The sequence below is a fragment of the Methylomonas koyamae genome (assembly GCF_006483455.1).
Lineage (GTDB): Bacteria > Pseudomonadota > Gammaproteobacteria > Methylococcales > Methylomonadaceae > Methylomonas > Methylomonas koyamae_B.
The window spans coordinates 100325-121917 of record NZ_PPPU01000022.1; the positions used below are offsets into that span (position 1 = coordinate 100325).

Genomic DNA, 21593 nt, shown 5'->3' on the forward strand with positions numbered 1-21593 from the left:
CTGCTTTGCGGCGGGGTAATACGGCTGTTACGCCGCCTCGTTGAAGCCGATTTTGTTGTCGGTAGCCTTGTTAAACACTGCACCCAAAACGTTAGCGTCTTTTAGTAAAGATGCAGCGTTTTTCAGTTCGTCGGTTTTGGTGTGACCTTCTTCCACAACCAACAGTACGCTGTCCACGTATGGCGAGAATCCCAACGTATCGTCATGCGACAGGATCGGCGGCATATCGAAAATGATAATCCGCGACGGATAACGGCTTTTCAATTCGTTGACTAGTCGGACCATCTTCGGCGAGCGCAACATCTCGGTGGCATTGAACAGCGGCTTGCCGGCGGGAAGTACCACCAACCGCTCCACACCGGGATTGACCAGCATCGAGCTGATTTCCTTATCGTTCAACAAATAGTCGCTGAGGCCGGAATCGGCTTTGATGCCGAATAAACGGTCTATGCTCGGATTGCGCAGATTGGCGTCGACCAATAACGCGGTCCTATCCAACTCCATCGCCACGCTGATCGCCAGATTGACTGCGGTTAAGCTGTTGCCGGAGCCGCCGCTGGTGCTGGTGATTGCAACCGTTTTCCATTCCATCGCATCCATTTGCTGCATGCAACGGGTCCGCAACATCCGATAAGATTCAAGCCACTTACTTGGCGAATCGGCACAAAGAACCCGATTTTGCTTGAGCAGACTCTGGTCGGGTTTATGGATCCGGGTTTGGGTATAGGCGATGTTGACTTTGTCTTCGAAGCGGACGTTACCACTACTAGCTTCTACAGTATTTTGGATTGAGTTCATTCCTAATTTCCTTGGCCTGTTAATTGCCAATTACACGCAACAGTTTGTACCAGAATACGTCGAGCGGCATGATAATAAAATGAAATGCCGCCATGCCCAGCAAGAAGGCGGCTATCAGTCCGCCTATCAGCATTTTTCGTTCCGTAGCTCGTTTTTGAAATTCAATCTGATTTTCCAAATAAGGGATTGCGGCCAACGGTTCGAATCCCAAAATCAATCCCACTGCTTTAGCGCTATTTAAAGTAGGGTCGAGCATTTCCGCCAAAGCCACCGAACCAAATCCGCTTGCCGTCGCCAGCACAATGCCTAGTAGTAAGATCGCTACTCGGTTGGGGCTGACCGGTTCCAGAGGTTCTTGCGGCGGGTCGATCAAAGTAAAGCGTTCGCCTTTTCTTTCGATTTCCAGCTGTTGGGAGATTTGGGCTTCCATTTCTCTGGCACTAACTTCCCGATAGCGCAGATTAGTGTTATCCAAGTCTTGTATCAAATCGGAGTATTCTTTCTCTACTAAAGGCGACTGGCGCAAGTTATTACGCAAATCTTCTATTTTGCTTTGAATCCGGCCACGCGTATAGTTCAGCGATTCTATCTCAGTATTGACCGAATCGAGTTGAGATTTGAGTGTTATGTAGGCCGGATTGTCCGGTTTTATAGACGAATTCGAATATTCGTTCGCTTTGGCATCCACTAAGCTTTTTTGCAAAGCGGTAATCTGTTTCTGTAGTTTTACGACGTCTGGGTGTTTTTCGGAGTATTGTTTTAATAAGAGCGCCAATTCAGCTTTTTTCTGAGTGAGTTCCGCATTTAAATTATTAATATCCGCATTCGAACCAATTTCTTTTTGCAGCGATTCGATTTCACGTTTTACTTTTATAACGTCCGGATGGTTCGCAGAGAAACTGGCAATTAAAGAGGGGTATTGCGACTGTAGTTCTTTTAAGCGATCTTTCATGTCGAATACCCGGTTACCAACCGCATTGGTAGCCATTGCATTCGGATCGATTTGAGCAAGCTCACCTTCCAAATAGAAACGTCTGTCTTGCAATGACCGTTCTTGACTGTCAAGCGATAATAACTGGTTACTTAATGAGGTCAACTCCTGTTGATTGAGGGCACTGATTTGAGGTAATTGATTTAGGTTTTTTTCTTTGAAAGTGGCGAGTTTTTCTTGAATCTCCTGTATTTTTGCTTTCAAACGTTTGGATTCTTCGCTCAAAAATAGCGCGGCGTTTTCGGCAGACTCAGTGCGAGATTTAATATTTTCTTTCAGAAAAAGCGATGTCAATTCGTTGGCTACTTTTTGGGCTAATTCGGCTGATTTGTCTTCAAACGTCAGAGTGAATGCTATGGTAGCCTGAGTTGCTCTGTTTGTTTTTTGATCACCTACATCAGCACTGATTGTCTCTACTTTGATGAGGCTACGCATTTTTTCAAGAATAACCTCCTCGGGCTTTTTTAATCTTTCTGCAGCGTAAAGATTATATTTTTTGATGATTTCTGTCAGATTCGGTCTTGTCATAATTCGTTGACTTATCATCTGAATTCGCTGTTCGGCGAATGTCGTTACCGTTGAGTGAACTAAGTCTGCTGGAATTTCTTGGGCCTCAATAAGAATCGTAGCGCTAGAGCGATATTTTGCTGGCAATAATACCGCCAACAAAATGCTGGCCAAAACAATAATAATAAAAGGGATTAAAAGGAATCGTCTGCGTCGCTTGATGACTTTTAGATAGTCTTTAATATCTATGGTTTGATTTTCCACGCTATTTCACCTGACGATTAATTTGCGGTTGATAAGAAAACTGAAGTTGTACGCTATTGCCTATTGCCGACTGACTAGTGTTTTCGAACACCTGTTGTCTATAGGTATACGATAAATCAAAACTAACTTCGTCACTCCAGCGCCACTGAATATTGGGGCTTAAAGTTGTAAAAGTTCTGTTATTGGCAACGCTACTATTATTGTTGAATGTAGATATTGCCTCTGTAGAGATATAGCTGGCATTAATTCCGGCTAGCCACCTTTCGTCTAGGTTGTAACGCGCTCGGCCCGAAAAAGAAGTCGTAGTTTGTTGGCTACCAGTACTTGCAGGATTGAGTTGCTGTCCTGCGCTAATAAAGAAATCCCCCCACTCAGCTTTGCGCGTCAAATTTGTAGAGAACACGTGGCCTATTGTATCGGATGAATTTGTTGTTTGATTTATAAACAAATCACTGTTGGCGAGTTTATTATACTGACTAGCATCAGTTGTGGTGTCTCTTATGCCTGCGGAAAAATTTAATTGTGTTTGCTCGTCAAATAAATATTGAAATCCAGCTTGGTAACTAAAGGTCGTCGATTTTTGGCTGAATCCTGTCTTTACAGGAATGATGCCGAATATAAACCCTGGGGATTCGTTTGCTGATTCGAAAACGGAATACGCTCCCGTGAGATTGAAGTTTAACCGTTCAGAATATGAATGCATTAAGGTTCCCGATAGCTGCTGATTGGTATAGTCGGAATACCTTAGGCTGTTCTGCAGGTTGTCTTGCCTTTCAAAGGTTACATCTGAATAGCTATAGCCTATTTGAACTGCATTTTTCGCATTCAAGTTGTAAGTAAAGCTAGGGGTCAAAAATTTCGTAGTCCTAGGAACTTGAGTTTGCACGTCTCCGCTGCCAGCTATTTCTAGCTGGGTGTTAATAGAAGACTCTTCAGAATATCCTGCTAAGACGTCTGTTCGAAATAATTCAGATTTATATTGGTGGTTTAGATTGAGTATTTTTTCCGCGAAATCTAAATCAGAATCACCATGGTAAATTAGCTGATTCCACTTGAAATTAGTCTTTAACTCGTTGTTATCCGCAAGGTAACCAAATAGCAATCCGGGGGAAATTGTGCTTATAAAATTACTGCGTATCGGTTTCTCTTGCATGCGCAAGTTGTCTTCGTAACGTTCTTTGAATGCGAAATCCGGTTTAAAAAGCAAATCTAGTGCGTAAGGTTCCGTACTAATTAGAGCTAATGCGAATAGCTTAAAATCCGTCTTAATCTTCATAGATAGTAATGCCTATCTAGTTCCAATTAGGGTACGGTTACCGTATCCCCTGGTTCCAGAAGAATATTCTGCTCCAAATCTTCTCCGCTAATTACGTCGTCGTAATCGAACGGAAAGACTTTAACCTGGTCGCCGGTGCGGCGGATGATGCTGATTGACCCTTCCTTGGCAAATACCGTTAAACCGCCGGCCAAGCTTAGCGCTTGCAACACATCAAGGCGGCGGCCGGAAAATACCTGACCGGGTTTGTTGACCTTGCCGATCACGAACACGGAGTTGCCTTGGTTGTTGAGCAACTTAACGCTGACCGACGGATCGGCGATGTAATCTGACAGCCGGGTGGTGAGATTATCTTTTAGCTCGGTAATGGTTTTGCCGGCCGCGCCGACCGTGCCGATCAGCGGAAAAATGATCGTACCGTCCGGGGAGATCAAAATTTGCAACTGTTGTAGGCCTTCTTCCTTCCAAACCGTGATTTCCAAAGCATCGCCGGGCGAAAGCTGATATGAGGCGAAGTTGGTTTGTTCGATGATGACGCTCGGGCTCGGCGATTGCGTAGGGGCCGGGGTTAATTGGCTGGGTTCCGCTTGCGGGGGCTGGGATATTGGATCGGGCTCGGCTAGCGTAGCGACCGGGAAAAACAGGCAGAAAGATAAAAGTGTAATTATCTGTTTCAAAATGTATCCCTTTATGATGTTATTGAGGTTGAAATCCGTAAGAACCGATCGGTTGTGCAGGCAGCCCAGATGGTAAGTACGGAATATAACAATAATAAGACAATCCTGACTGTTGCTAGCGGCGGTGCCGAGCAACAAGGCCTCGATTTGAATTATAACCTTTAATTGAGTCGTTTTGTGCGGTTTTGGCTGTAACAGAGCGAATAATATGGGAATTTTATGAATAGTCCAATATCGGTGAGCGATTTTCTCGAAAAGTTAAAAAATAACCAAGCTATTGATTTTAAAGAAACGATGGCCGTAATTGCCGACCATTACGAATACAGGCCAACCCGATTCAGTAACGGTTTCGAGCCTTGCCTGATAAACGAGGCTGGGCAGAACGAGGGGTCATGCCGAATTTTCGCGTTTGCCAGGATACATGGCCTGTCCGAACAACACACTTTAGCCTTATTTGGCGACTATTACCGGAAAGACGTGCTAGGCAATCCGGGCGGCAGCGATCACCAAAATATCCGAAATTTCATGCGCGACGGCTGGGCTGGCATCGCATTCGACGGCGAGGCGTTGCAAGCCAAATAGTTGATGGACGTCGATGTTCTGATTGTCGGGCAGGGGCTTGCCGGCAGTCTGTTGGCCTGGGAATTGTCTAGCAGAGGGCTACGCGTCTGTGTGGTCGACGACGGCCAATGCAATGCGTCTCGGGTCGCGGCGGGTCTGATCAATCCGGTCAGCGGTAAGCGACTGGTCTTGCAATCTAACGTTGCTGAATTATTGCCGGCAGCCAAGGCCTGCTATGACCGCTTGCGGCGTGTTTTCGGCAACGAATTCTACGTCGAAAAGCCGATGTGGAAAATTTTGTCCGGCCCGACGCAAAAGCGACAAGCCGAACGCCGTCTGCAGCAAGCCGAATATGCCGAATACTTACAAGCATTGGTCCCCGGCATTCCCGAGATCTTGTCGCCATTCGGTACGCTGCACCAGCTGCAGACCGGGTATCTGACGACCGAAGCCTTGCTTGACACTTTACGGAATTGGTTGATCTCGCGCGGCGAGTATCGGCAGACTGAGTTCGATTATGCCGATATTTGTCTGGGGGCTGATTTGCGCTGGCAGAACCTCAAACCCAGGTGCATCGTATTCTGCGAGGGTCATATGGCGCGCACCAACCCCTGGTTCGGCTCTTTACCGTTTCAGCCGGCTAAAGGGGTGATTCTGAGTTGCACCAGTCAAACGCCCTTGCCGAGTCGAATCCTGAATTATGGGCATTGGTTGCTGCCGCTGACTGCCGACACATTCAAAACCGGAGCGACCTTCGATCCGCTTAATTTGAATCTGGATCCGGAGCCTGCGTCAGAAAAGGCCTTGCTGGCAGATTTGCAGACTGTCATGCCGGATATGGCCGGAATTCGGGTGATCCGCCACCAAACAGGGATTCGGCCGGCGACGCTGGATAAGGAGCCGCTGATAGGCCGACATCCGCAGCATTCCTGCCTGCACATCTTCAACGGCTTCGGGGCCAAGGGCAGTTTATTGATCCCCTGGTACGCGCAACGTTTTGCCGATTTTCTGCAGCAGCGTGCGCCGTTGCCGTCAACTTGCGATATAAAACGATACTATGCCTCGCATTTCTCTGGTTAACGCGGCCCAGCTTGCCGTCAAATCCTGTTTGCGGCCGGGTGGCATCGCTGTCGATGCTACAGTCGGCAACGGCTACGATACGCTGTTTTTGGCCGAAACGGTCGGTCCCACAGGCCATGTTTTTGGTTTCGACGTGCAGCGCCAAGCCCTGGTCAGTAGCTACCAAAAGTTGCTGGCTCACGACTTGCAAAGGCGGGTAACCTTGCATTTGGCCAGCCACGCCGATCTGCTTGAAGTCTTGCCCAAAAGTGTGATGGGTGGCGTGGCAGCGGTCATGTTTAACCTGGGTTATTTGCCTGGTGGAGACAAAGCCGTCATTACTCGGGCGGATTCCACTCTCAAAGCAATGGCTGCTGCGTGCCGGCTGCTCGCCAAATCCGGAATCATTACCGTTTTGGCCTATCCCGGACACGCCGGTGGCGACGCTGAAACCGAACGGTCGGCGGAATGGATGCGCAGTCTCGACCCGAGCCAATTCGAAACGGAGCTGGTGCTGAGCCAGTTCGACAAGCCCGGAGCCCCCAGGCTTTTTATTCTGCGTAAATGGGGCGATCTGCTATGATTGCGCTCCTTTTTTTAACCAGTCAGTCAGGACAATGTCAGAGTTCAATAACGTCACTATCGTTAAACAAGCCAACGTTTACTTCGACGGCAAAGTCAACAGCCGCACCATTCGCTTTGCCGATGGCTCCACAAAGACCCTGGGTTTCATGCAGCCCGGCGAATATACGTTCAATACCGCCGACCCCGAGTTAATGGAGATTCTGTCCGGCGAATTGGACGTGCAACTGCCCGGCAGCGATGTTTGGCAAGCGGTGAAAGGCGGCGAGTCGTTCAATGTGCCGGCCAACGCGGCATTTACCATGAAAGTCAAAACTGCCAGCGACTATTGCTGCTCGTTTTTGAAATAAGCCGATGGAGCGGGTAGCGATTTTTGCCGATGTGCAAAATATTTATTACACGACGCGAGAGCGCTACCAAAAGCATTTCAATTACACCGCATTTTGGCGCCATGCCACTAACGATAAACAGGTCGTGGCGGCGTTTGCTTATGCAATCGATCGTGGCGACAGCAAGCAACAAAGTTTTCAGAATATTCTGAAAACCATAGGCTTTACGGTAAAGCTGAAGCCTTATATCCAGCGTCGCGACGGCAGTACCAAGGGCGATTGGGATGTTGGCATTACCGTTGATGTGCTGGATTTTGCCCGACAGGTCGATCGGGTCGTACTGTTGTCCGGCGACGGCGATTTCGAAATCTTGCTGAATAAAGTGAGACGCGATTTCGGTGTGGCCTGCGATGTCTACGGGGTGCGTAGCCTGACCGCCCCGGCCTTGATCGCCGCTGCCGACAATTTCGTCGCGATTGCGGAAGCGCTTTTGTTGTAAATCGCGCAGGGAGGCGGTTTACTTCTGTTCAGCGCCTTCTTCGACCAGTTCCTTGCCTTTTTCGGCTGAGGAGTTGGCTTCTTTGGCGTTGGTGGTGCTCCGCCGGGTCAGCGGGTCGGGTTCGTCGCCGAACAAGCCGGTAATTTTTTCCCACATCGAGCGGTCCAGGTCGCGTTTCGGCACGTCGACGCTGGTTTCGGTGGATTCCTTGACCACTGGCAGCGAACTGGGGCGGAAGTCGCCTTGCACGCCGATCAGGTTGTCGCCTTCAAAAAATAACGAAATCCGTTTCTGCATCCGGTTCTCGCCGCCGGGCTGTTCCGAATAGAGATAATCCCAGCGTCTCTCGTGAAAGGCATCGGTCAGCATCGGCGATCCCATGATGTACAGCACCTGACGTTTGGTCATATTCGGCCGTAGTTGGTTCACCATGCTTTGGTCGATGATATTGCCTTGTTCGATATCCAGCGTATAAACACCCGGCAGATTATTCAGAATGGTACTGCAGGCGCTGAATCCAAATCCGGCGGCAGCCACGAGCAGAATAGACGATTTTTTCATGAGAAATGTTGGTGGTCTTGCGACAAACGGACCGGCATTATCCCACAATTCTGTCTGCGGCTCGGTGCAAAAAACGATACAATGGCCGGATGGTTGGATATACGAGGACAGGCTATGGAAACTCAGGATTTGCGTAACGCGGGCTTAAAAGTCACTCTGCCCAGAGTCAAAATCTTGGAGATTCTGGAAAAACAACAGGACGACAGGCACCTGTCCGCAGAGAAAGTCTACAAAATTTTGTTGGCCGAAGGCGAAGAAATTGGGTTGGCGACCGTTTACCGGGTGTTGACCCAGTTCGAGGCGGCCGGCTTGGTCAATCGCCACCACTTTGAGGGCGGCAATTCGATTTTCGAACTGAATAGCGGCGGGCATCACGACCACGTGGTGTGCATGAAGTGCGGCAGAGTCGACGAATTCACCGACGAAGTCATCGAAAAGCGCCAAACCGAAATCGCCAACCGGCTGGGTTACACCCTGACCGATCATAGCTTGTATCTTTACGGCTACTGCGCCGCCTGTAAAACCCCCTAACTCTCCAGCATGTTCAAACCTCTCATCCTGTACATCGGGTTACGCTATACCCGTGCCAAAAAGCGCACCCAATTTATTTCATTTATTACGCTAACTTCGGTGTTGGGGATCGCCCTGGGTGTAACCGCTCTGATTACCGTTCTGTCGGTCATGAACGGTTTCGAAGCCGAACTGCGCGAGCGGATTTTAGGCATGACCGCACACAGTACCGTCACCGGCCGCTACGGTCAGTTGGACGACTGGCAGGCCTTGGAACAACGCACCCGCGAAATGCCGCACGTGTTGGGTGCGGCACCGTTCATTCACGGTCAGGTCATGATCAATGCCGATCGTCAGGTCAGCGGCACTTTGCTGCAAGGCATACTGCCGGAACAGGAAGCGAAAGTATCTGAAGTCGCCGAAAAAATGATGTTTGGCAGTCTGAAGGATTTGGTCCCAGGCGAATTCGGCGTGGTGTTGGGTGCCGAGCTGGCCAGTTATCTGGGCGTGATGATCGGCGACAAAGTTACGATCATCACCCCGCAAATCAACTCTACCCCGGCCGGCATCTTGCCGCGCATGAAACGCTTTACCGTGGTTGGCGTATTCAAAGTCGGTATGTACGAATACGACCGCAACATGGCGCTGATGCATCTCGACGATGCCGCTAAGCTGTTCCGTCTGGAGCAGGCGGTATCCGGCTTGCGGCTTAAACTGGACGATTTGTTCAATGCACCGATGATCACGCAAAGTATGGCCGACGCCTTAGGCGACGATTATCGCGTCAGCGACTGGACCAAAGCTCACAGCAACTTCTTCCGTGCGGTACAAACCGAAAAACGGGCAATGTTTATCATCCTGCTGTTGATTGTCGCGGTGGCGGCGTTCAATATCGTCTCGACCCTGGTCATGGTGGTGACCGACAAGCGCGGCGACATCGCGATTCTGAAAACGCAGGGGCTGAGCAATGGTTCGGTGATGGGTATCTTCGTTGTCTTGGGCTGCATCATCGGCAGCATCGGCACCGTATTGGGTACAGTTGGAGGGGTGTTGTTGGCGCTGAACGTGGAAACCATCGTTCCGGCCATCGAACAGGCTTTTGGGGTACAGTTTATGTCTGCCGACGTGTATTACATCAGCGAAGTGCCTTCGAAACTGATCTGGAACGACGTTTACTGGATTGCCGGCGTCGCGTTTCTACTGTCTTTATTGGCTACGCTGTATCCTGCCTGGCAAGCGGCACGAGTCAATCCGGCCGAGGTGTTGCGCTATGAATAGTCCCATCGTGTTGCAATGCCAACAGCTGACCAAGCGTTACGAACAAGGCGATTTGAATGTTGAAGTGTTAAAAGGCGTCGATTTAGCGATTCACGCCGGCCAGCGCGTCGCCATCATGGGTGCCTCCGGTTCCGGCAAAAGCACCTTGCTGCACCTGCTGGGCGGTTTGGATAAGCCCAGCTCAGGCAAGGTGATTCTGGACGGTGCGGATTTAAACCAAATCGGTGCTGCGAAGTTAAGTCAGCTGCGTAACCGTTCGCTCGGCTTTATCTACCAGTTCCATCATTTGCTCGGCGAATTTACCATCCTGGAAAACGTGGCGATGCCGCTATTGATCGGTAACCATTCGGTTAAATCCGCGCAACAACAAGCTGCCGAATTACTGAAACGCGTCGGCTTGGGCCATAGAATGCAACACAAACCCGGCGAACTGTCCGGCGGCGAACGCCAGCGCGCCGCCGTGGCTCGCGCCTTGATCAACAAACCCAAATGCGTCCTGGCCGACGAACCGACCGGCAACCTGGACAGTAAAACCGCCGAGCAGATTTACCAACTGATGCTGGAGTTAAACCGCGAGCTGCAAGTCAGTTTTCTGGTTGTAACTCACGATCCGGATTTGGCAGCGCGGATGGATCATGTGTTGTATATGGAGGATGGGTTGATTGTGCCTGATAGGGCTCATCACGGCTGACAGGCTATGATAGTGCGTTGTTCCGGCATGGATTGCCGGAATCCAGACCGCAGGGATGCGAGTCTTCCGGATTATGTGTCGCTATCGCGACGGCTGGTTTTAATGTCGGTTCTCGGACCGACAGCCGAGATACTTTTCTTTGCTTGTCCAAAGAAAAGTATCCAAAAGAAAAGACACCCGGATGCCGCTTATTTCCTGCGCGCCGGAGCTTTTATCGAGGGTCGGCAGAAGGGGCTTCCCAGCCCCTCCGCCGACGCAGCGCATCCATGCGCTGCCCCTTCGGGCTATTCTCGATAAAAGCTCCGGTGCTCGGCGCGGCATACGGGGGAATGCCGGTATTTGAAAGACGCTCGTTTTATAAAAAACTTAGCCTCAATAGAGTAAAACGAAATCGAGGGTTCGATGGCTTTGGTTGTCTGAATTTCGGTCTGTTTCTTTTCTTATCCGGGCTGTTTGCTATGGGGCCAATATCATTTCGTTAGCCACAGCCCAAATGTCTTCATAAGCACGAATTTTCAATTCGGCCGAGTCGTCAGCTCTTACGATTTCGGCCGGAGATCGTTTTGCGAAGTCTTTTAGAGATTGGGTGAGCGTCCAGACCTTAGTGTGGTCAATAAAAATCGCTCTGTCGTGCAACGTTTTTTTTGCAGCGAGTCGGATGCTAAGAGGACGTAAAGAACCATATTGTTGAAGCCACTTTTTCCCTGCTGGCTCAAGGGATGGTTTGAAATCTGACATATCTGCTAACAATCGTATGTTCACTTTTTCAGGCGCGGCGAGAGCAAAATCGGTCAAGGTTGACTCATCCATGTAAGGGTCAATGATAAGTACATCAATTTTGGATGATTGCAAGACCTTTGAAATTGCACTAAATGCATCAAAGTTGTTTCCGACTGGAATAAATGCGCCTCTGGCGCCCGCCGGAGCTTTCATTTCTGCAACAGCAAAAGCGCGGTAGATTATTGCCTTAATTTCATGAGCGGAGTTCGCGCCAAAAGATGTACCAATGCTGTTTACTTTTACTGAGTAAAGCGCTGCATCAGCAATATTTCCTGTCTCTTTGACGAGAGAATATCCACGCGCCAGCCATAGGTGTGTGTCATTATCAACTGGACTCTTGGTGAGGTCAGGCATTGTCTCGATTAGACGGCCGAGCTGCCGGTATAGAAGTTCAGGCTCTATTGCCATTCGAAGATCGTGTCTAGTTCAAGCTGGGAAAGGCTTTTATGTTCGTAAGTAATCGAGCTAATGGATTCGATTATCTAGCTCAATGGGCCGTGTGTATAGATCGAATCCCTCGTTCGTCCAAATACACTTCGCTACTCATAGCTAAACGGCAAAAATCAGAATAATACCTAAAAACTTTCACAGTCTAGAGGTCTTGCTTCCCGTATGCCGCGCCGAGCACCGGAGCTTTTGAACGGATCAGCCCGTTAGGGGCGATGCATGGATGCATCGCGTTGCCGAAGGGGCAGGAAGCCCCTTTCGGCGACCCCGTTCAAAAGCGAGGAGCGCAGGGAATAAGCAGCGTCCGGGTCGCTTTTTCTTTGGATACTTTCTTTTGGCCACGCACAAATTCGCCTGGAGCGAATTTGAACAGCCGATAGGCTGGCCCGAAGGGCGAAAACCAGGGATAGTTTTCGTAGCGAAAGTAGCTCGGCTGTCGGGCCGAGACCCGACTTCTAAACAATCCGTCGCGATAGCGACACAATATCTTGGATGCGCAGAGCATCGGTTATAGCCAAATCTTACCCGGCTGAATAAACCGGAAACCGCGCACACAACAAATGCACCTTCTCCCTCACCGCATCAATCACACTTTCGTCTTCGATGTTATCCATCACGTCGCACATTAAATGAGCAACCTGGCGGACTTCGTCTTCTTTAAAGCCACGTGAAGTCGGGGCGGGGGTACCGACGCGGATGCCGCTGGTGACAAACGGCGATTGCGGGTCGTTGGGGACGGCATTTTTGTTGACGGTGATATGGGCGCGGCCCAGGGCGGCGTCGGCGGCTTTGCCGGTGATGCCTTTCGGTATCAACGAAACCAGCATCAGGTGATTGTCGGTGCCGCCGGAGACCACGTCGTAACCGCGCTTGATGAACACCTCGGCCATCGCTTGTGCGTTTTTGACGACTTGTTGCTGATAGGTTTTGAATTCCGGCGTCATCGCTTCTTTAAAAGCCACCGCTTTGGCGGCAATGACGTGCATCAGCGGACCGCCCTGGATACCAGGGAAGATGTTGGAATTGATCTTTTTCTCCAGTTCCGGGTTGTGCTTGGCCAATATCAAGCCGCCGCGCGGGCCGCGGAGCGACTTGTGGGTGGTACTGGTGACGACGTCGGCGATTGGCACCGGATTGGGGTACAAACCGGCGGCAACCAGACCGGCGACGTGGGCCATATCCACTACCAAATAGGCACCGACCTTGTCGGCGATGTCGCGGAAACGCTGCCAGTCCCAGATTCTGGAATAGGCGGAAAAGCCGGCGATGATCAATTTGGGTTTGTGTTCCACAGCCAGCGCTTCGACTTGCTCGTAATCGATTTCGCCGGTGTCCTTGTTCAAGCCGTATTGGATGGCGTTATAGATTTTGCCGGAGAAGTTGGGTTTGGCGCCGTGAGTCAAGTGGCCGCCATCCGCCAGACTCAAGCCGAGGATGGTGTCGCCGGGCTGAATCAAGGACATGAACACCGCCATATTGGCCTGTGAACCGGAGTGCGGCTGGACGTTGGCGTAGTCGGCACCGAACAGTGCCTTGGCGCGGTCGATGGCCAGTTGCTCGACGATATCTACGTACTCGCAACCACCGTAATAGCGTTTCTCCGGATAACCTTCGGCGTACTTGTTGGTCAGTAGCGTGCCTTGCGCTTCCATGACGCGCGGACTGGCGTAGTTTTCCGACGCGATCAGTTCGATATGGTCTTCCTGGCGTTGGCGTTCTTGCTCAATGGCCCGGAACAATTCGTCATCAAAGCCGGCGATGGTCATTGACTGCTTAAACATTGTGGTCTCCTGGTAAGGTTCGGGTTATGCGTTGGGATGCAGCAGCAGGATTTGCAAGTCGGCAACGTTGGTGCCGGTCGCGCCGCATTTCAGTAAATCGTTGGCGGCGTCCAGCGCCGGATAAGCGTTATTATCGTTCAGCATCGCCGCCGGGTCGATAGCCGCGGCGCGGATGCGGTTAAGGCTGCCGTTATCGACGATGGCGCCGGCGGCATCGGTCGGGCCGTCGCGGCCGTCGCTGCCGGCGCTGAGAAAGGTCCAGCGGCAATTTAAGTCGTGGGTTTCAGCCGCGATCGCGAAAGCCAGGGCCAGTTCTTGATTGCGGCCGCCTTTGCCTGTGCCGCGCAGCGTCACAGTGGTTTCGCCGCCGGCAATGATTGCGAGCGGTTGCTGCAGATCGGGCGATATTGTCACTGCGTGTCGACACAACTGTTCGGCCACCAGCCGGGCCTCGCCGCTTAATTGTTTGCTGAACAGTTCGGCGGCATAGCCGGAGCACTTGGCTGCAGCGACGGCTGCATCGACGCTCAATGCGTTGCTGCCAATCAAGTGGTGACCGACGTTTTCGAAAACGGGGTCGCCGGATTTAGGGGTTTCGGCGTACAGTCCCTGTTGGCCGGCTTGTAAATGGTTCTTCACGGCGTCAGGTATCTGCGGCCAGACCCGGTAACTCTGCAATATGTCGATCGCTTCGCCGAAAGTGCTGTCGTCCGGCACGCTGGGGCCGCTGGCAATCACGCTCAAGTCGTCGTCCAGCACATCCGACAATATCAAGGCGTGTAGATCGGCGGCCGCGGTCAAGCGTGCCAGTCCGCCACCTTTCAAACGCGACAGATGTTTGCGGACGCAGTTGATCTGATGAATGGTGGCGCCGGATGCCAGTAGCAATTGGGTGGTGGCGATTTTATCGGCCAGACTGACGCCGACAACCGGGCAGGGTAACAGCGCCGAACCTCCGCCGGAAATCAAGGCCAGCACCAAATCGTCGGCTTGGACGGTGTTGAGGCGATTGATCAGAGTTTCCGCCGCTTGAAGGCCGGCTTGGTCGGGCAACGGGTGGCCGGTTCCAAAGACTTGGATGTTATCGACCGCGACGACGTTTTCGTAGTTGGTGATGGCGATGCCGGGTGCCGCCAGCCACGTATCCGGAATGATTCGAATGGCCGCTTTGACCATAGCGCAAGCGGCTTTGCCGAAACTGAGCAGATGAATTCGCCGCCAATTGCCGCTACGGAGGTCGCCGCCGCAGCCGATGACTAGATTGTTACCCGCTTTATGCAGGTAATTGCCGACGCAGGTTTCGGGATCGGCCGCCGCCACGCCGGCCTGAAAGATGGCCAGGGCAGTTGCCCGTTCGGCGGATTCGGCAGCGAGGATCACGGCCGGCAAACAGCTATGCCATTTCCTTGGCCAGCGCGAAAATGATTTCGGCGTCGAATACTTGCTTGTTGTCTTCGAACAATTTGGCAATACAGGCCCGATGCAGGGCCAGTTTAAAGGCGCCGAAGCCGATCGCGCCCCAGACGATTTTACCGTGCCGCTCCCGACCTCTATCCATCACGTCGGTGCCGCCGATACCGACCGGTGGTGTGGCGTTGGCGTCTGCCAGCAGTTGTAGATGAGGGTTATCTTGCCAATGTTCGGGTTTCAGCAATTCGACGCCGGCGGCACCGGTCGCCAACACGATGTTGGCGTCTGCGATCGCTGCTGCGCGGCTATCGTAATCGCTGGCTTCCAGCGGCGTGATGTCGACGTCGAAGCGCTGTTTCATCGCGAAGCAGGCTTTTTCGGCGTTGAAAATGTGGCGCGAGGTGATGCTGACCTGGGCGCCTTCAAGCGCCATCATCGCTGCCGCACGTTGGCCGACCGGACCGGTACCGGCCAAAACCACGGCTTTTTTACCTGCCAACGGCGCGCTGCCGGCCAGTTTGGCCACGGCGGCTGCAGCGGTGGTATTGCTGCCGTTGCTGTCCAGCATTACCGACACTTGAAAGCCCGGGAAGAAATGTTTTTGTACCGCGGCCAGTAACTTCTGGCCGGCCTCCATATTGCTGCCGCCGATGAAGATCGCCGTGTTTTTTTTGTCCTTCGGTGCGCGAGTGAAAATGGTACCGTCGACCAGGGCGCCGACATTGTCCGGAGTCAGGCTGCCGTGGCCGATCACATGGTCGGCGCCGCCATCGTAGGCCACGACGGTATCGAAGACGGAAGGGTGGGCATCGGTGTCAAATTGGAAGAGCAGTTTTTTCATTAACCTACCTGATAAAAGACGCTGGAGGCCGGAGACTGGCGTTTGGGTGGCGGCATTATACCGGAGTTTGTTTTGCCCGCTTCACATTCGGAACCGGCCGGATAAAGCCGGAATTAGAGATTGTTTGAGCAAAAACTTTATGTCATATTGAAACGGCTAACCGCGCCGCCAGGGCCGGATCAGTCCATTCACAGATGATGAGGAGCCCCGATGAAAACCCCCGTTGATATTGCTGTTACCGGAGCAGCTGGTCAAATAAGCTATTCGTTGTTGTTTCATTTGGCGGCGGGTGAACTGTTGGGGCTAGATCAGCCTATCGTATTGCGCTTGTTGGAAATTCCGCCGGCAATGAAACAATTGCAGGGCGTGGTCATGGAACTGAACGACTGCGCATTTCCGCTATTAAATAAAGTCATTATCACGGACGACCCGAAAGTGGCGTTCGATAATGTCGATTATGCGTTTTTGGTGGGGGCCAAGCCGCGCGGTCCGGGTATGCTGCGCAGTGACTTGCTGCTGGATAACGCCCAGATTTTTATCAATCAGGGCCGAGCCTTAAATGAAGTGGCCAGCCGTAAGGTCAAAGTTCTGGTCACCGGCAATCCGGCCAATACCAATGCGTTGATCGCAATTCACAATGCGCCGGATCTGGCGCCGGAATGTTTTGCTGCAATGACGATGTTGGATCATAAACGGGCGATCAGCCAGGTTGCGGAAAAGTGCGGCGTATTAAGCCGGGATATCAAAAACATCACCGTGTGGGGCAACCATTCCTGTACCCAATATCCGGATTTGCATCATGCCAAAGTCAAAGGTATGGATGCCTTGTCTTTGGTCGAGCACGATTGGTTCGTCAACGATTTTATTCCGACGGTGCAATACCGCGGCACCGAAATCATCAAAGTACGCGGCCAATCCAGCGCGGCGTCTGCGGCGCATGCTGCAATCGAACATATGCGCCTCTGGGCGCAGGGCACGGATGCCGGCGACTGGGTTAGTATGGCTGTGGCGTCGGACGGCAGTTACGGCATCGAAGAAGGATTGGTTTATTCATTCCCGGTTCAGGTCGTAGACGGCCAGATTCGGATCGTCAAAGGTTTGGATCTGAACGAATTCAGCCTGGAGCGCTTGCGCCAAAACGAAGTGGAATTGAAGGAAGAGCGGCAGGCGATCCAGCATCTGCTATAACCCGGTACTGCCGGTATCGCTCGCTTTAAGCCGATCAGGGGCCTGAGTCAAAACAGTTGCATTGCCTTTAGCCGTCCGCCAGACGAACCGCTATTTGCGCGTAGACGTCGGGTAGCGGGAAAACGCCGGAACAATCCCGGTCCTCGAAGCCGGCGTCGTCGGCAAACACGATACGCAATTGGCCGGCCTGACGGTTAGCTAGCCGATACCATGGCAGCAGGCCGTCGCGTTGCGCTGAGACCGGACCGCTGGCGCTGAAATCGAGTTTGCCGGCTTCGTTACAATATTTCATCCGGGTATAGGCGTTGGCAACGAAATTTAGCCGTTTCCAGCCGCGCAGTTTTGCATGCCAGCGCGATTGGTCTTGGCGGTGGTGTTCCAGGAAGGCCTGATATTGGCTTTGCGACAGCACCGATTCGACTTCATAGGCAAAAGTCATGGCCTGGCTGAAACTCCATTCTGCCGGAACGCCGGCGTGTACCAGGGTGTAATTCAATTTAGCGTCGTGGTGGATCAGACCGCGTTGGCGCAGCCATTTCAATAACTCGTCCCGATCCGGAGCGGCCAGCACCGGCTCGAAACCGGCAACGGAATTGCCGCAGCCGGCCGCGGCCGACAATAACTGCAAGTCGCGATCGCCCAATACCGCAATCGCGCTTTTTCCCAAACTTTTCACCAAACGCAGTACCTCCAGCGTTTGCGGATTGTCGCCGGCTAAATTGCCGGCCAACCAGATCCGGTCCGTTGCCGGATCGAATCCGATTTTACCCAGCAACTGTTGTAAGGCTTGGTAGTTACCGTTGATACTGCCGATTGCATAGAGCGCCATTGCCGATTCCGCGTTAATTGTCTCGGGCTAATTCAAGGCTTCGTTGAGAGGGGTAAGTCACGCGATGAACTGCTCCGCCGGGACACATTCGATAGCGAAGGCCTCTGAGATGCCGGCGCAGGTGACCTGACCTTCAGCTACGTTAAGACCCTTCAATAGCGCCGGATTGTCGCGCAAGGCTTGTTTCCAGCCTTTGTTTGCCAATTGCAGAACATAAGGCAGCGTGGCGTTGGTCAGGGCCAGCGTCGAGGTGCGCGGTACGCCGCCCGGCATATTGGCCACGGCGTAATGAACGATACCGTCGACCAAATAAATCGGCTCGGCGTGCGTCGTCGGACGGGTGGTTTCAACGCAACCGCCTTGGTCGACCGCGACGTCGACGATCACGGCGCCGGGTTGCATTAGCTTCAGGTCTTCTCTCCGAATCAATTTCGGCGCTGCGGCGCCGGTCACCAGCACGCCGCCGATTACCAGATCGGCCTCGGCGATTTGTTCCAGGATGGCGTGGCGGCTGGAGAACAACAGTTGCACGTTGGCCGGCAGAATGTCGGCGAGATGGCGCAGACGTTCCAGCGACAAATCCATCACCGTGACTTGGGCGCCCAGACCGGCTGCCATTTTAGCGGCCTGGGTGCCGACTACGCCGCCCCCCAAAACCAATACCTTAGCCGGCAGCACGCCGGGGACTCCGCCCAGCAACATGCCACGGCCGCCGTACAGTTTCTCCAGGTAGTGAGCGCCTTCTTGTACCGCCAGCCGGCCCGCCACCTCCGACATCGGCGTCAGCAACGGCAATTCGCCGTTGGCCAATTGGACCGTCTCATAGGCGATGCAGGTCGCGCCGGAGGCAAGATGCGCTTCGGTCAATTCGCGATCGGCAGCGAAGTGAAAATAGGTGAATACGGTTTGGCCTTTGCGCAACAGCGGCCATTCGGCCTTTATCGGTTCCTTGACCTTGACGATCATGTCGGCTTCGGCCCAGACCGTTTCGGCGCTGTCGGCCAAGCCGGCACCGGCAGCTTGATATTGTTCGTCGTTGAAGCCGGCACCCACACCGGCGCCGCGCTGCAAGGTCACGCTATGGCCGGCGGCTACCAATGCCGCTACTCCGGAAGGTACCAGCGACACGCGGTTTTCGTTGGGTTTGATTTCCTTCGGAATCCCGATTTTCATATTCACCTCATGGGTTGTTGACCAGCGTTGTTTGGATAATAGCAATAAATGGACCGAGACGAAGTCGCCGAGTTTCAAGAACTTGCGAACCCTTCGCCGGAAGTCGGGAGGCAATTGTCGGGTTTTACTGTCGTTTTGGCGTAAACCCTTCACTCTAAGGGGTGAAGGACTAAAAACTGACTAAGCTTAAGCGGTTAGTTTCAGCTTAGAGGATGTCATGAACCACACCCAAAACATTCTGATCGGCCACTTGACCGAAGTGAGAGGCGACGGCATGGATGCGCGCATCATCGAAGAACATTCGACCGCGGCGCCGATCATTCGGCTAGGCGACGAGGAAATTCTGGCCGGCCATATCGGATCTTACGTCGTGATTCGGCAGTCGCATATCGGCGTGTTGGCGTTGGTGTTTAAAATGTGGGAACGCGACCGTTTCGATAGTGCCGGGAACCGGGCTACAGATCGTTTCATTGCATTGATTCCGGTCGGGGAGTTGACCGAAAACAATGTGTTCATTCGCGGTGTGCGCCATTATCCAACGCCCGGTGCCGCGGTCTATGCCGTTGGGCTGAGCGAGATCAATGCGATTTTTTCCAAATTTCGCGATTACCAATTTTTTATCGGTCAGTTGGCGAGCCACAAGGATTATCACCTGAGCTTGGACCCGCGGGCCTTGTTCGGCCGGCATTTTGCGATCATCGGCCAGTCCGGTTCGGGTAAATCGTGGACCGTCACCAGTTTGATCCAGCACACGATGAAAGCCATGCCGAAAACGCACATGGTCATGTTGGATTTGCACGGCGAATATTGCTGGAAGCGTCCCGACGGCAGCATCGAATCGGCGTTTCCGGCCGATCAGGTCAATTATGTCGATGCGTTGGACATGGAGATGCCGTACTGGATGATGAGCTACGCCGAATTGGTCGATTTGTTCATCGATCGCGACGACAGCGGCGCTTCGATCCAGATGGCATTTATGCGTGAAATTCTGCAACAGCTGAAACGTAAGGAAGCCAAGGCGATCGGTTTGGCTTCGGTGACGATAGACACGCCGATTTATTTTTCGTTGGCGGAAATGTATATGCAGTTCAAAGCGGCCAACGAGGAGCGCAAAGACTTCGGTAAAACCAAAGGGGCGTTGTTCGGTCAGTTCGACGAATTTTTGGTCAGGATGCAAAGCCGGTTCAATGACGTGCGCTACGATTTTTTGTTGAAACCGAAAAAGCGTAATTCGTCGGACAGCATGGCCGGCTTGTTGCGTCAGTTTGTCGGCCTTGGCGACAAGAAAGCCAATATTACCGTGGTCGACCTCAGTTCGGTGCCGACCGACGTCCGGCCGGCCGTGTCGGCCCAGGTCGGCCGCTTGGCTTACGAATTTAACTATTGGAACCCGCGCCGCCGCGAATTTCCGATTACGTTGATTTGCGAGGAGGCGCACGCCTATATCCCGCGCGAAAAAAACGGTCAGTTCGACGGCACCCGCAAAATGATGGAACGGATTGCGAAGGAAGGACGCAAATACGGTGTCTCTATCGGCGTGGTCAGTCAGCGGCCGACCGAACTTTCGGAGACCATGCTGGCGCAATGCAGCTCGTTTATTTGTTTACGCACCACCAACCCTGACGACCAGCAATATATCCGGGGTTTGGTACCGGAAGCGGAGGGCGATCTGGCGGATATTTTGAGCTCTTTGGGCCGTGGTGAGGCGTTGGTGTTGGGTGAGGCGGCGCCGTTACCGACCAGGGTGCAGATTTATCGGCCCAGTCCCGAACCGAAAAGTAACGATGTCGATTACTACACTAGCTGGCGCGAAGGCCCCGAGGATTTGGATGTGGAAGGCATCGTTCACAATTGGCGGACCCAGAACCGGAATTAATCGGTTAGTCGATGCGCTGCCGGCATCTAACGTTTGAAGCCGGCCCTGGTGCGCGCGGGTTAAGCGCGTTCCCGCCCGAGTATTGCCGAGGCAGTCATGCGTCAGGCTGGTAAGCGCTCACTCGGCTGAGCGATGCGGGACGTGGTTCCGCATCGCCGCTTCATCGCCACAGTCTCCAATCCGACTACCGCCTCACCTACCAAAATAAGGCAGTGAAATAGCCTGTCTATGCAATTTCAAGCCGCGCCAAACCCGTCGGGCAATTACCTTTTAGGCGAACGATAACCCGCCCGTAACTCCCAGCCAAAATGCGGACTGTTTTTTGCAACCGTGAATTACATCACTATCTTTTTTCAAAATATAAGTACTGGCTCGAGTTTTTGCCGCTAAAACGCTGCCAAAAACGGAAAAAATCAAATGATGGCGAGATTAAAATAAAATTAAAAAAAGAGACGTGCGCCGCAAAAAAATCAATGAATTCAATTTATAAGACGAATCTTTTAAAGTTATACTGCGTCACGCCGTTAAGGTAAGTGTCCGTTATGAGTCTTTCGGAATAAAGCACTAGCGGCACGTGGAGCCTCTGGTTTTCATGCTTCGTATCAAGAGAGAAGAGGCGGGTACCGCCCATGGCATCTTGAGGTTTATAAAGGAAGATCGCTTATCCGGCTGGATAATAAAAAAT

The 21593-nt window shown here is 52.4% G+C and carries 21 protein-coding genes; 10 read left to right on the top strand and 11 right to left on the bottom strand.

All coding sequences use genetic code 11. The features are described from left to right. Nucleotides 1–27: 27 nt before the first annotated feature. Genes C2U68_RS12940 through C2U68_RS21620 form a run of 4 tightly spaced genes read right to left on the bottom strand, consistent with a single transcriptional unit; the run spans nucleotide 28 to nucleotide 4648 of the window. On the bottom strand, nucleotides 28–798 hold the full coding sequence (locus C2U68_RS12940) for a CpsD/CapB family tyrosine-protein kinase (protein ID WP_140912898.1): 771 nt from the start codon (nucleotides 796–798) through the stop codon (nucleotides 28–30). A gap of 19 nt (nucleotides 799–817) precedes the next feature. Beyond that, a complete protein-coding gene (locus C2U68_RS12945; protein WP_140912899.1) occupies nucleotides 818–2560 on the bottom strand; it encodes a Wzz/FepE/Etk N-terminal domain-containing protein in 1743 nt (580 codons plus the stop codon). Between the two features lies 1 nt (nucleotide 2561). Further along, entirely contained in the window at nucleotides 2562–3836 is a 1275-nt protein-coding gene (locus tag C2U68_RS12950) for a TonB-dependent receptor (protein WP_140912900.1), read from the bottom strand. Between the two features lie 26 nt (nucleotides 3837–3862). Then, nucleotides 3863–4648, bottom strand: a complete 786-nt coding sequence (locus C2U68_RS21620; RefSeq protein ID WP_260839346.1) for a polysaccharide biosynthesis/export family protein — start codon at nucleotides 4646–4648, stop codon at nucleotides 3863–3865. A gap of 84 nt (nucleotides 4649–4732) precedes the next feature. On the opposite strand from C2U68_RS21620, the gene C2U68_RS12960 reads away from it, so the two are divergent. Genes C2U68_RS12960 through C2U68_RS12980 form a run of 5 tightly spaced genes read left to right on the top strand, consistent with a single transcriptional unit; the run spans nucleotide 4733 to nucleotide 7543 of the window. Next, the gene (locus C2U68_RS12960; RefSeq protein WP_260839347.1) at nucleotides 4733–5095 is read left to right on the top strand and encodes a HopJ type III effector protein; all 363 of its coding nucleotides are present in this window, start codon (nucleotides 4733–4735) and stop codon (nucleotides 5093–5095) included. Nucleotides 5096–5098: 3 nt separating this feature from the next. Then, complete coding sequence (locus C2U68_RS12965) at nucleotides 5099–6154, top strand: NAD(P)/FAD-dependent oxidoreductase (RefSeq protein WP_140912901.1); 1056 nt, start codon at nucleotides 5099–5101, stop codon at nucleotides 6152–6154. After that, nucleotides 6132–6716, top strand: a complete 585-nt coding sequence (locus C2U68_RS12970; RefSeq protein ID WP_140912902.1) for a class I SAM-dependent methyltransferase — start codon at nucleotides 6132–6134, stop codon at nucleotides 6714–6716. The genes C2U68_RS12965 and C2U68_RS12970 overlap by 23 nt, the downstream gene beginning before the upstream one ends. A gap of 34 nt (nucleotides 6717–6750) precedes the next feature. Beyond that, complete coding sequence (locus C2U68_RS12975; protein WP_140912903.1) at nucleotides 6751–7065, top strand: pyrimidine/purine nucleoside phosphorylase; 315 nt, start codon at nucleotides 6751–6753, stop codon at nucleotides 7063–7065. Between the two features lie 4 nt (nucleotides 7066–7069). Beyond that, on the top strand, nucleotides 7070–7543 hold the full coding sequence (locus C2U68_RS12980; RefSeq protein ID WP_140912904.1) for an NYN domain-containing protein: 474 nt from the start codon (nucleotides 7070–7072) through the stop codon (nucleotides 7541–7543). 18 nt (nucleotides 7544–7561) lie between these two features. On the opposite strand, the gene C2U68_RS12985 is transcribed toward C2U68_RS12980, so the two are convergent. Further along, a complete protein-coding gene (locus C2U68_RS12985; protein ID WP_140912905.1) occupies nucleotides 7562–8104 on the bottom strand; it encodes an outer membrane protein assembly factor BamE in 543 nt (180 codons plus the stop codon). A 114-nt stretch (nucleotides 8105–8218) separates the two neighbouring features. Between C2U68_RS12985 and fur the strand changes: the two genes are divergently transcribed. Genes fur through lolD form a run of 3 tightly spaced genes read left to right on the top strand, consistent with a single transcriptional unit; the run spans nucleotide 8219 to nucleotide 10583 of the window. Beyond that, the gene (fur, locus tag C2U68_RS12990) at nucleotides 8219–8635 is read left to right on the top strand and encodes a ferric iron uptake transcriptional regulator (RefSeq protein WP_140912906.1); all 417 of its coding nucleotides are present in this window, start codon (nucleotides 8219–8221) and stop codon (nucleotides 8633–8635) included. Nucleotides 8636–8644: 9 nt separating this feature from the next. After that, nucleotides 8645–9892 carry a lipoprotein-releasing ABC transporter permease subunit gene (locus C2U68_RS12995; RefSeq protein WP_140912907.1) on the top strand — a complete coding sequence of 416 codons (1248 nt, stop codon included), beginning with the start codon at nucleotides 8645–8647 and terminating at the stop codon, nucleotides 9890–9892. Next, nucleotides 9885–10583, top strand: coding sequence for a lipoprotein-releasing ABC transporter ATP-binding protein LolD (gene lolD, locus C2U68_RS13000; RefSeq protein ID WP_140912908.1), 699 nt, complete (start codon nucleotides 9885–9887; stop codon nucleotides 10581–10583). Before C2U68_RS12995 ends, lolD begins: the two co-directional genes overlap by 8 nt. Nucleotides 10584–11039: 456 nt before the next feature. On the opposite strand, the gene C2U68_RS13010 is transcribed toward lolD, so the two are convergent. The 4 genes from C2U68_RS13010 to C2U68_RS13030 form a co-directional block, all read right to left on the bottom strand. After that, nucleotides 11040–11771, bottom strand: a complete 732-nt coding sequence (locus C2U68_RS13010) for a phosphatidylserine/phosphatidylglycerophosphate/cardiolipin synthase family protein (RefSeq protein ID WP_140912909.1) — start codon at nucleotides 11769–11771, stop codon at nucleotides 11040–11042. Nucleotides 11772–12331: 560 nt separating this feature from the next. Next, nucleotides 12332–13591: a serine hydroxymethyltransferase gene (gene glyA, locus C2U68_RS13020; RefSeq protein WP_140912910.1), complete on the bottom strand. Its 1260-nt coding sequence runs from the start codon at nucleotides 13589–13591 to the stop codon at nucleotides 12332–12334. A 24-nt stretch (nucleotides 13592–13615) separates the two neighbouring features. Further along, nucleotides 13616–14971: a glycerate kinase gene (locus tag C2U68_RS13025; RefSeq protein WP_313901414.1), complete on the bottom strand. Its 1356-nt coding sequence runs from the start codon at nucleotides 14969–14971 to the stop codon at nucleotides 13616–13618. Nucleotides 14972–14984: 13 nt separating this feature from the next. Next, nucleotides 14985–15842, bottom strand: coding sequence for an NADP-dependent methylenetetrahydromethanopterin/methylenetetrahydrofolate dehydrogenase (locus tag C2U68_RS13030; protein ID WP_140912911.1), 858 nt, complete (start codon nucleotides 15840–15842; stop codon nucleotides 14985–14987). Between the two features lie 210 nt (nucleotides 15843–16052). On the opposite strand from C2U68_RS13030, the gene C2U68_RS13035 reads away from it, so the two are divergent. After that, a complete protein-coding gene (locus C2U68_RS13035; protein WP_140912912.1) occupies nucleotides 16053–17030 on the top strand; it encodes a malate dehydrogenase in 978 nt (325 codons plus the stop codon). 67 nt (nucleotides 17031–17097) lie between these two features. Here the strand turns inward: C2U68_RS13035 and C2U68_RS13040 are convergent, their stop codons facing one another. Together C2U68_RS13040 and ald are read right to left on the bottom strand one after the other, a co-directional pair. Then, a complete protein-coding gene (locus C2U68_RS13040) occupies nucleotides 17098–17859 on the bottom strand; it encodes a symmetrical bis(5'-nucleosyl)-tetraphosphatase (protein ID WP_140912913.1) in 762 nt (253 codons plus the stop codon). Nucleotides 17860–17916: 57 nt separating this feature from the next. Then, the gene (gene ald / locus C2U68_RS13045; RefSeq protein WP_140912914.1) at nucleotides 17917–19032 is read right to left on the bottom strand and encodes an alanine dehydrogenase; all 1116 of its coding nucleotides are present in this window, start codon (nucleotides 19030–19032) and stop codon (nucleotides 17917–17919) included. Between the two features lie 217 nt (nucleotides 19033–19249). Here ald and C2U68_RS13050 point away from each other — a divergent pair, with 217 nt between their 5' ends. Further along, nucleotides 19250–20908: an ATP-binding protein gene (locus tag C2U68_RS13050; protein ID WP_140912915.1), complete on the top strand. Its 1659-nt coding sequence runs from the start codon at nucleotides 19250–19252 to the stop codon at nucleotides 20906–20908. Nucleotides 20909–21593: the final 685 nt, after the last annotated feature.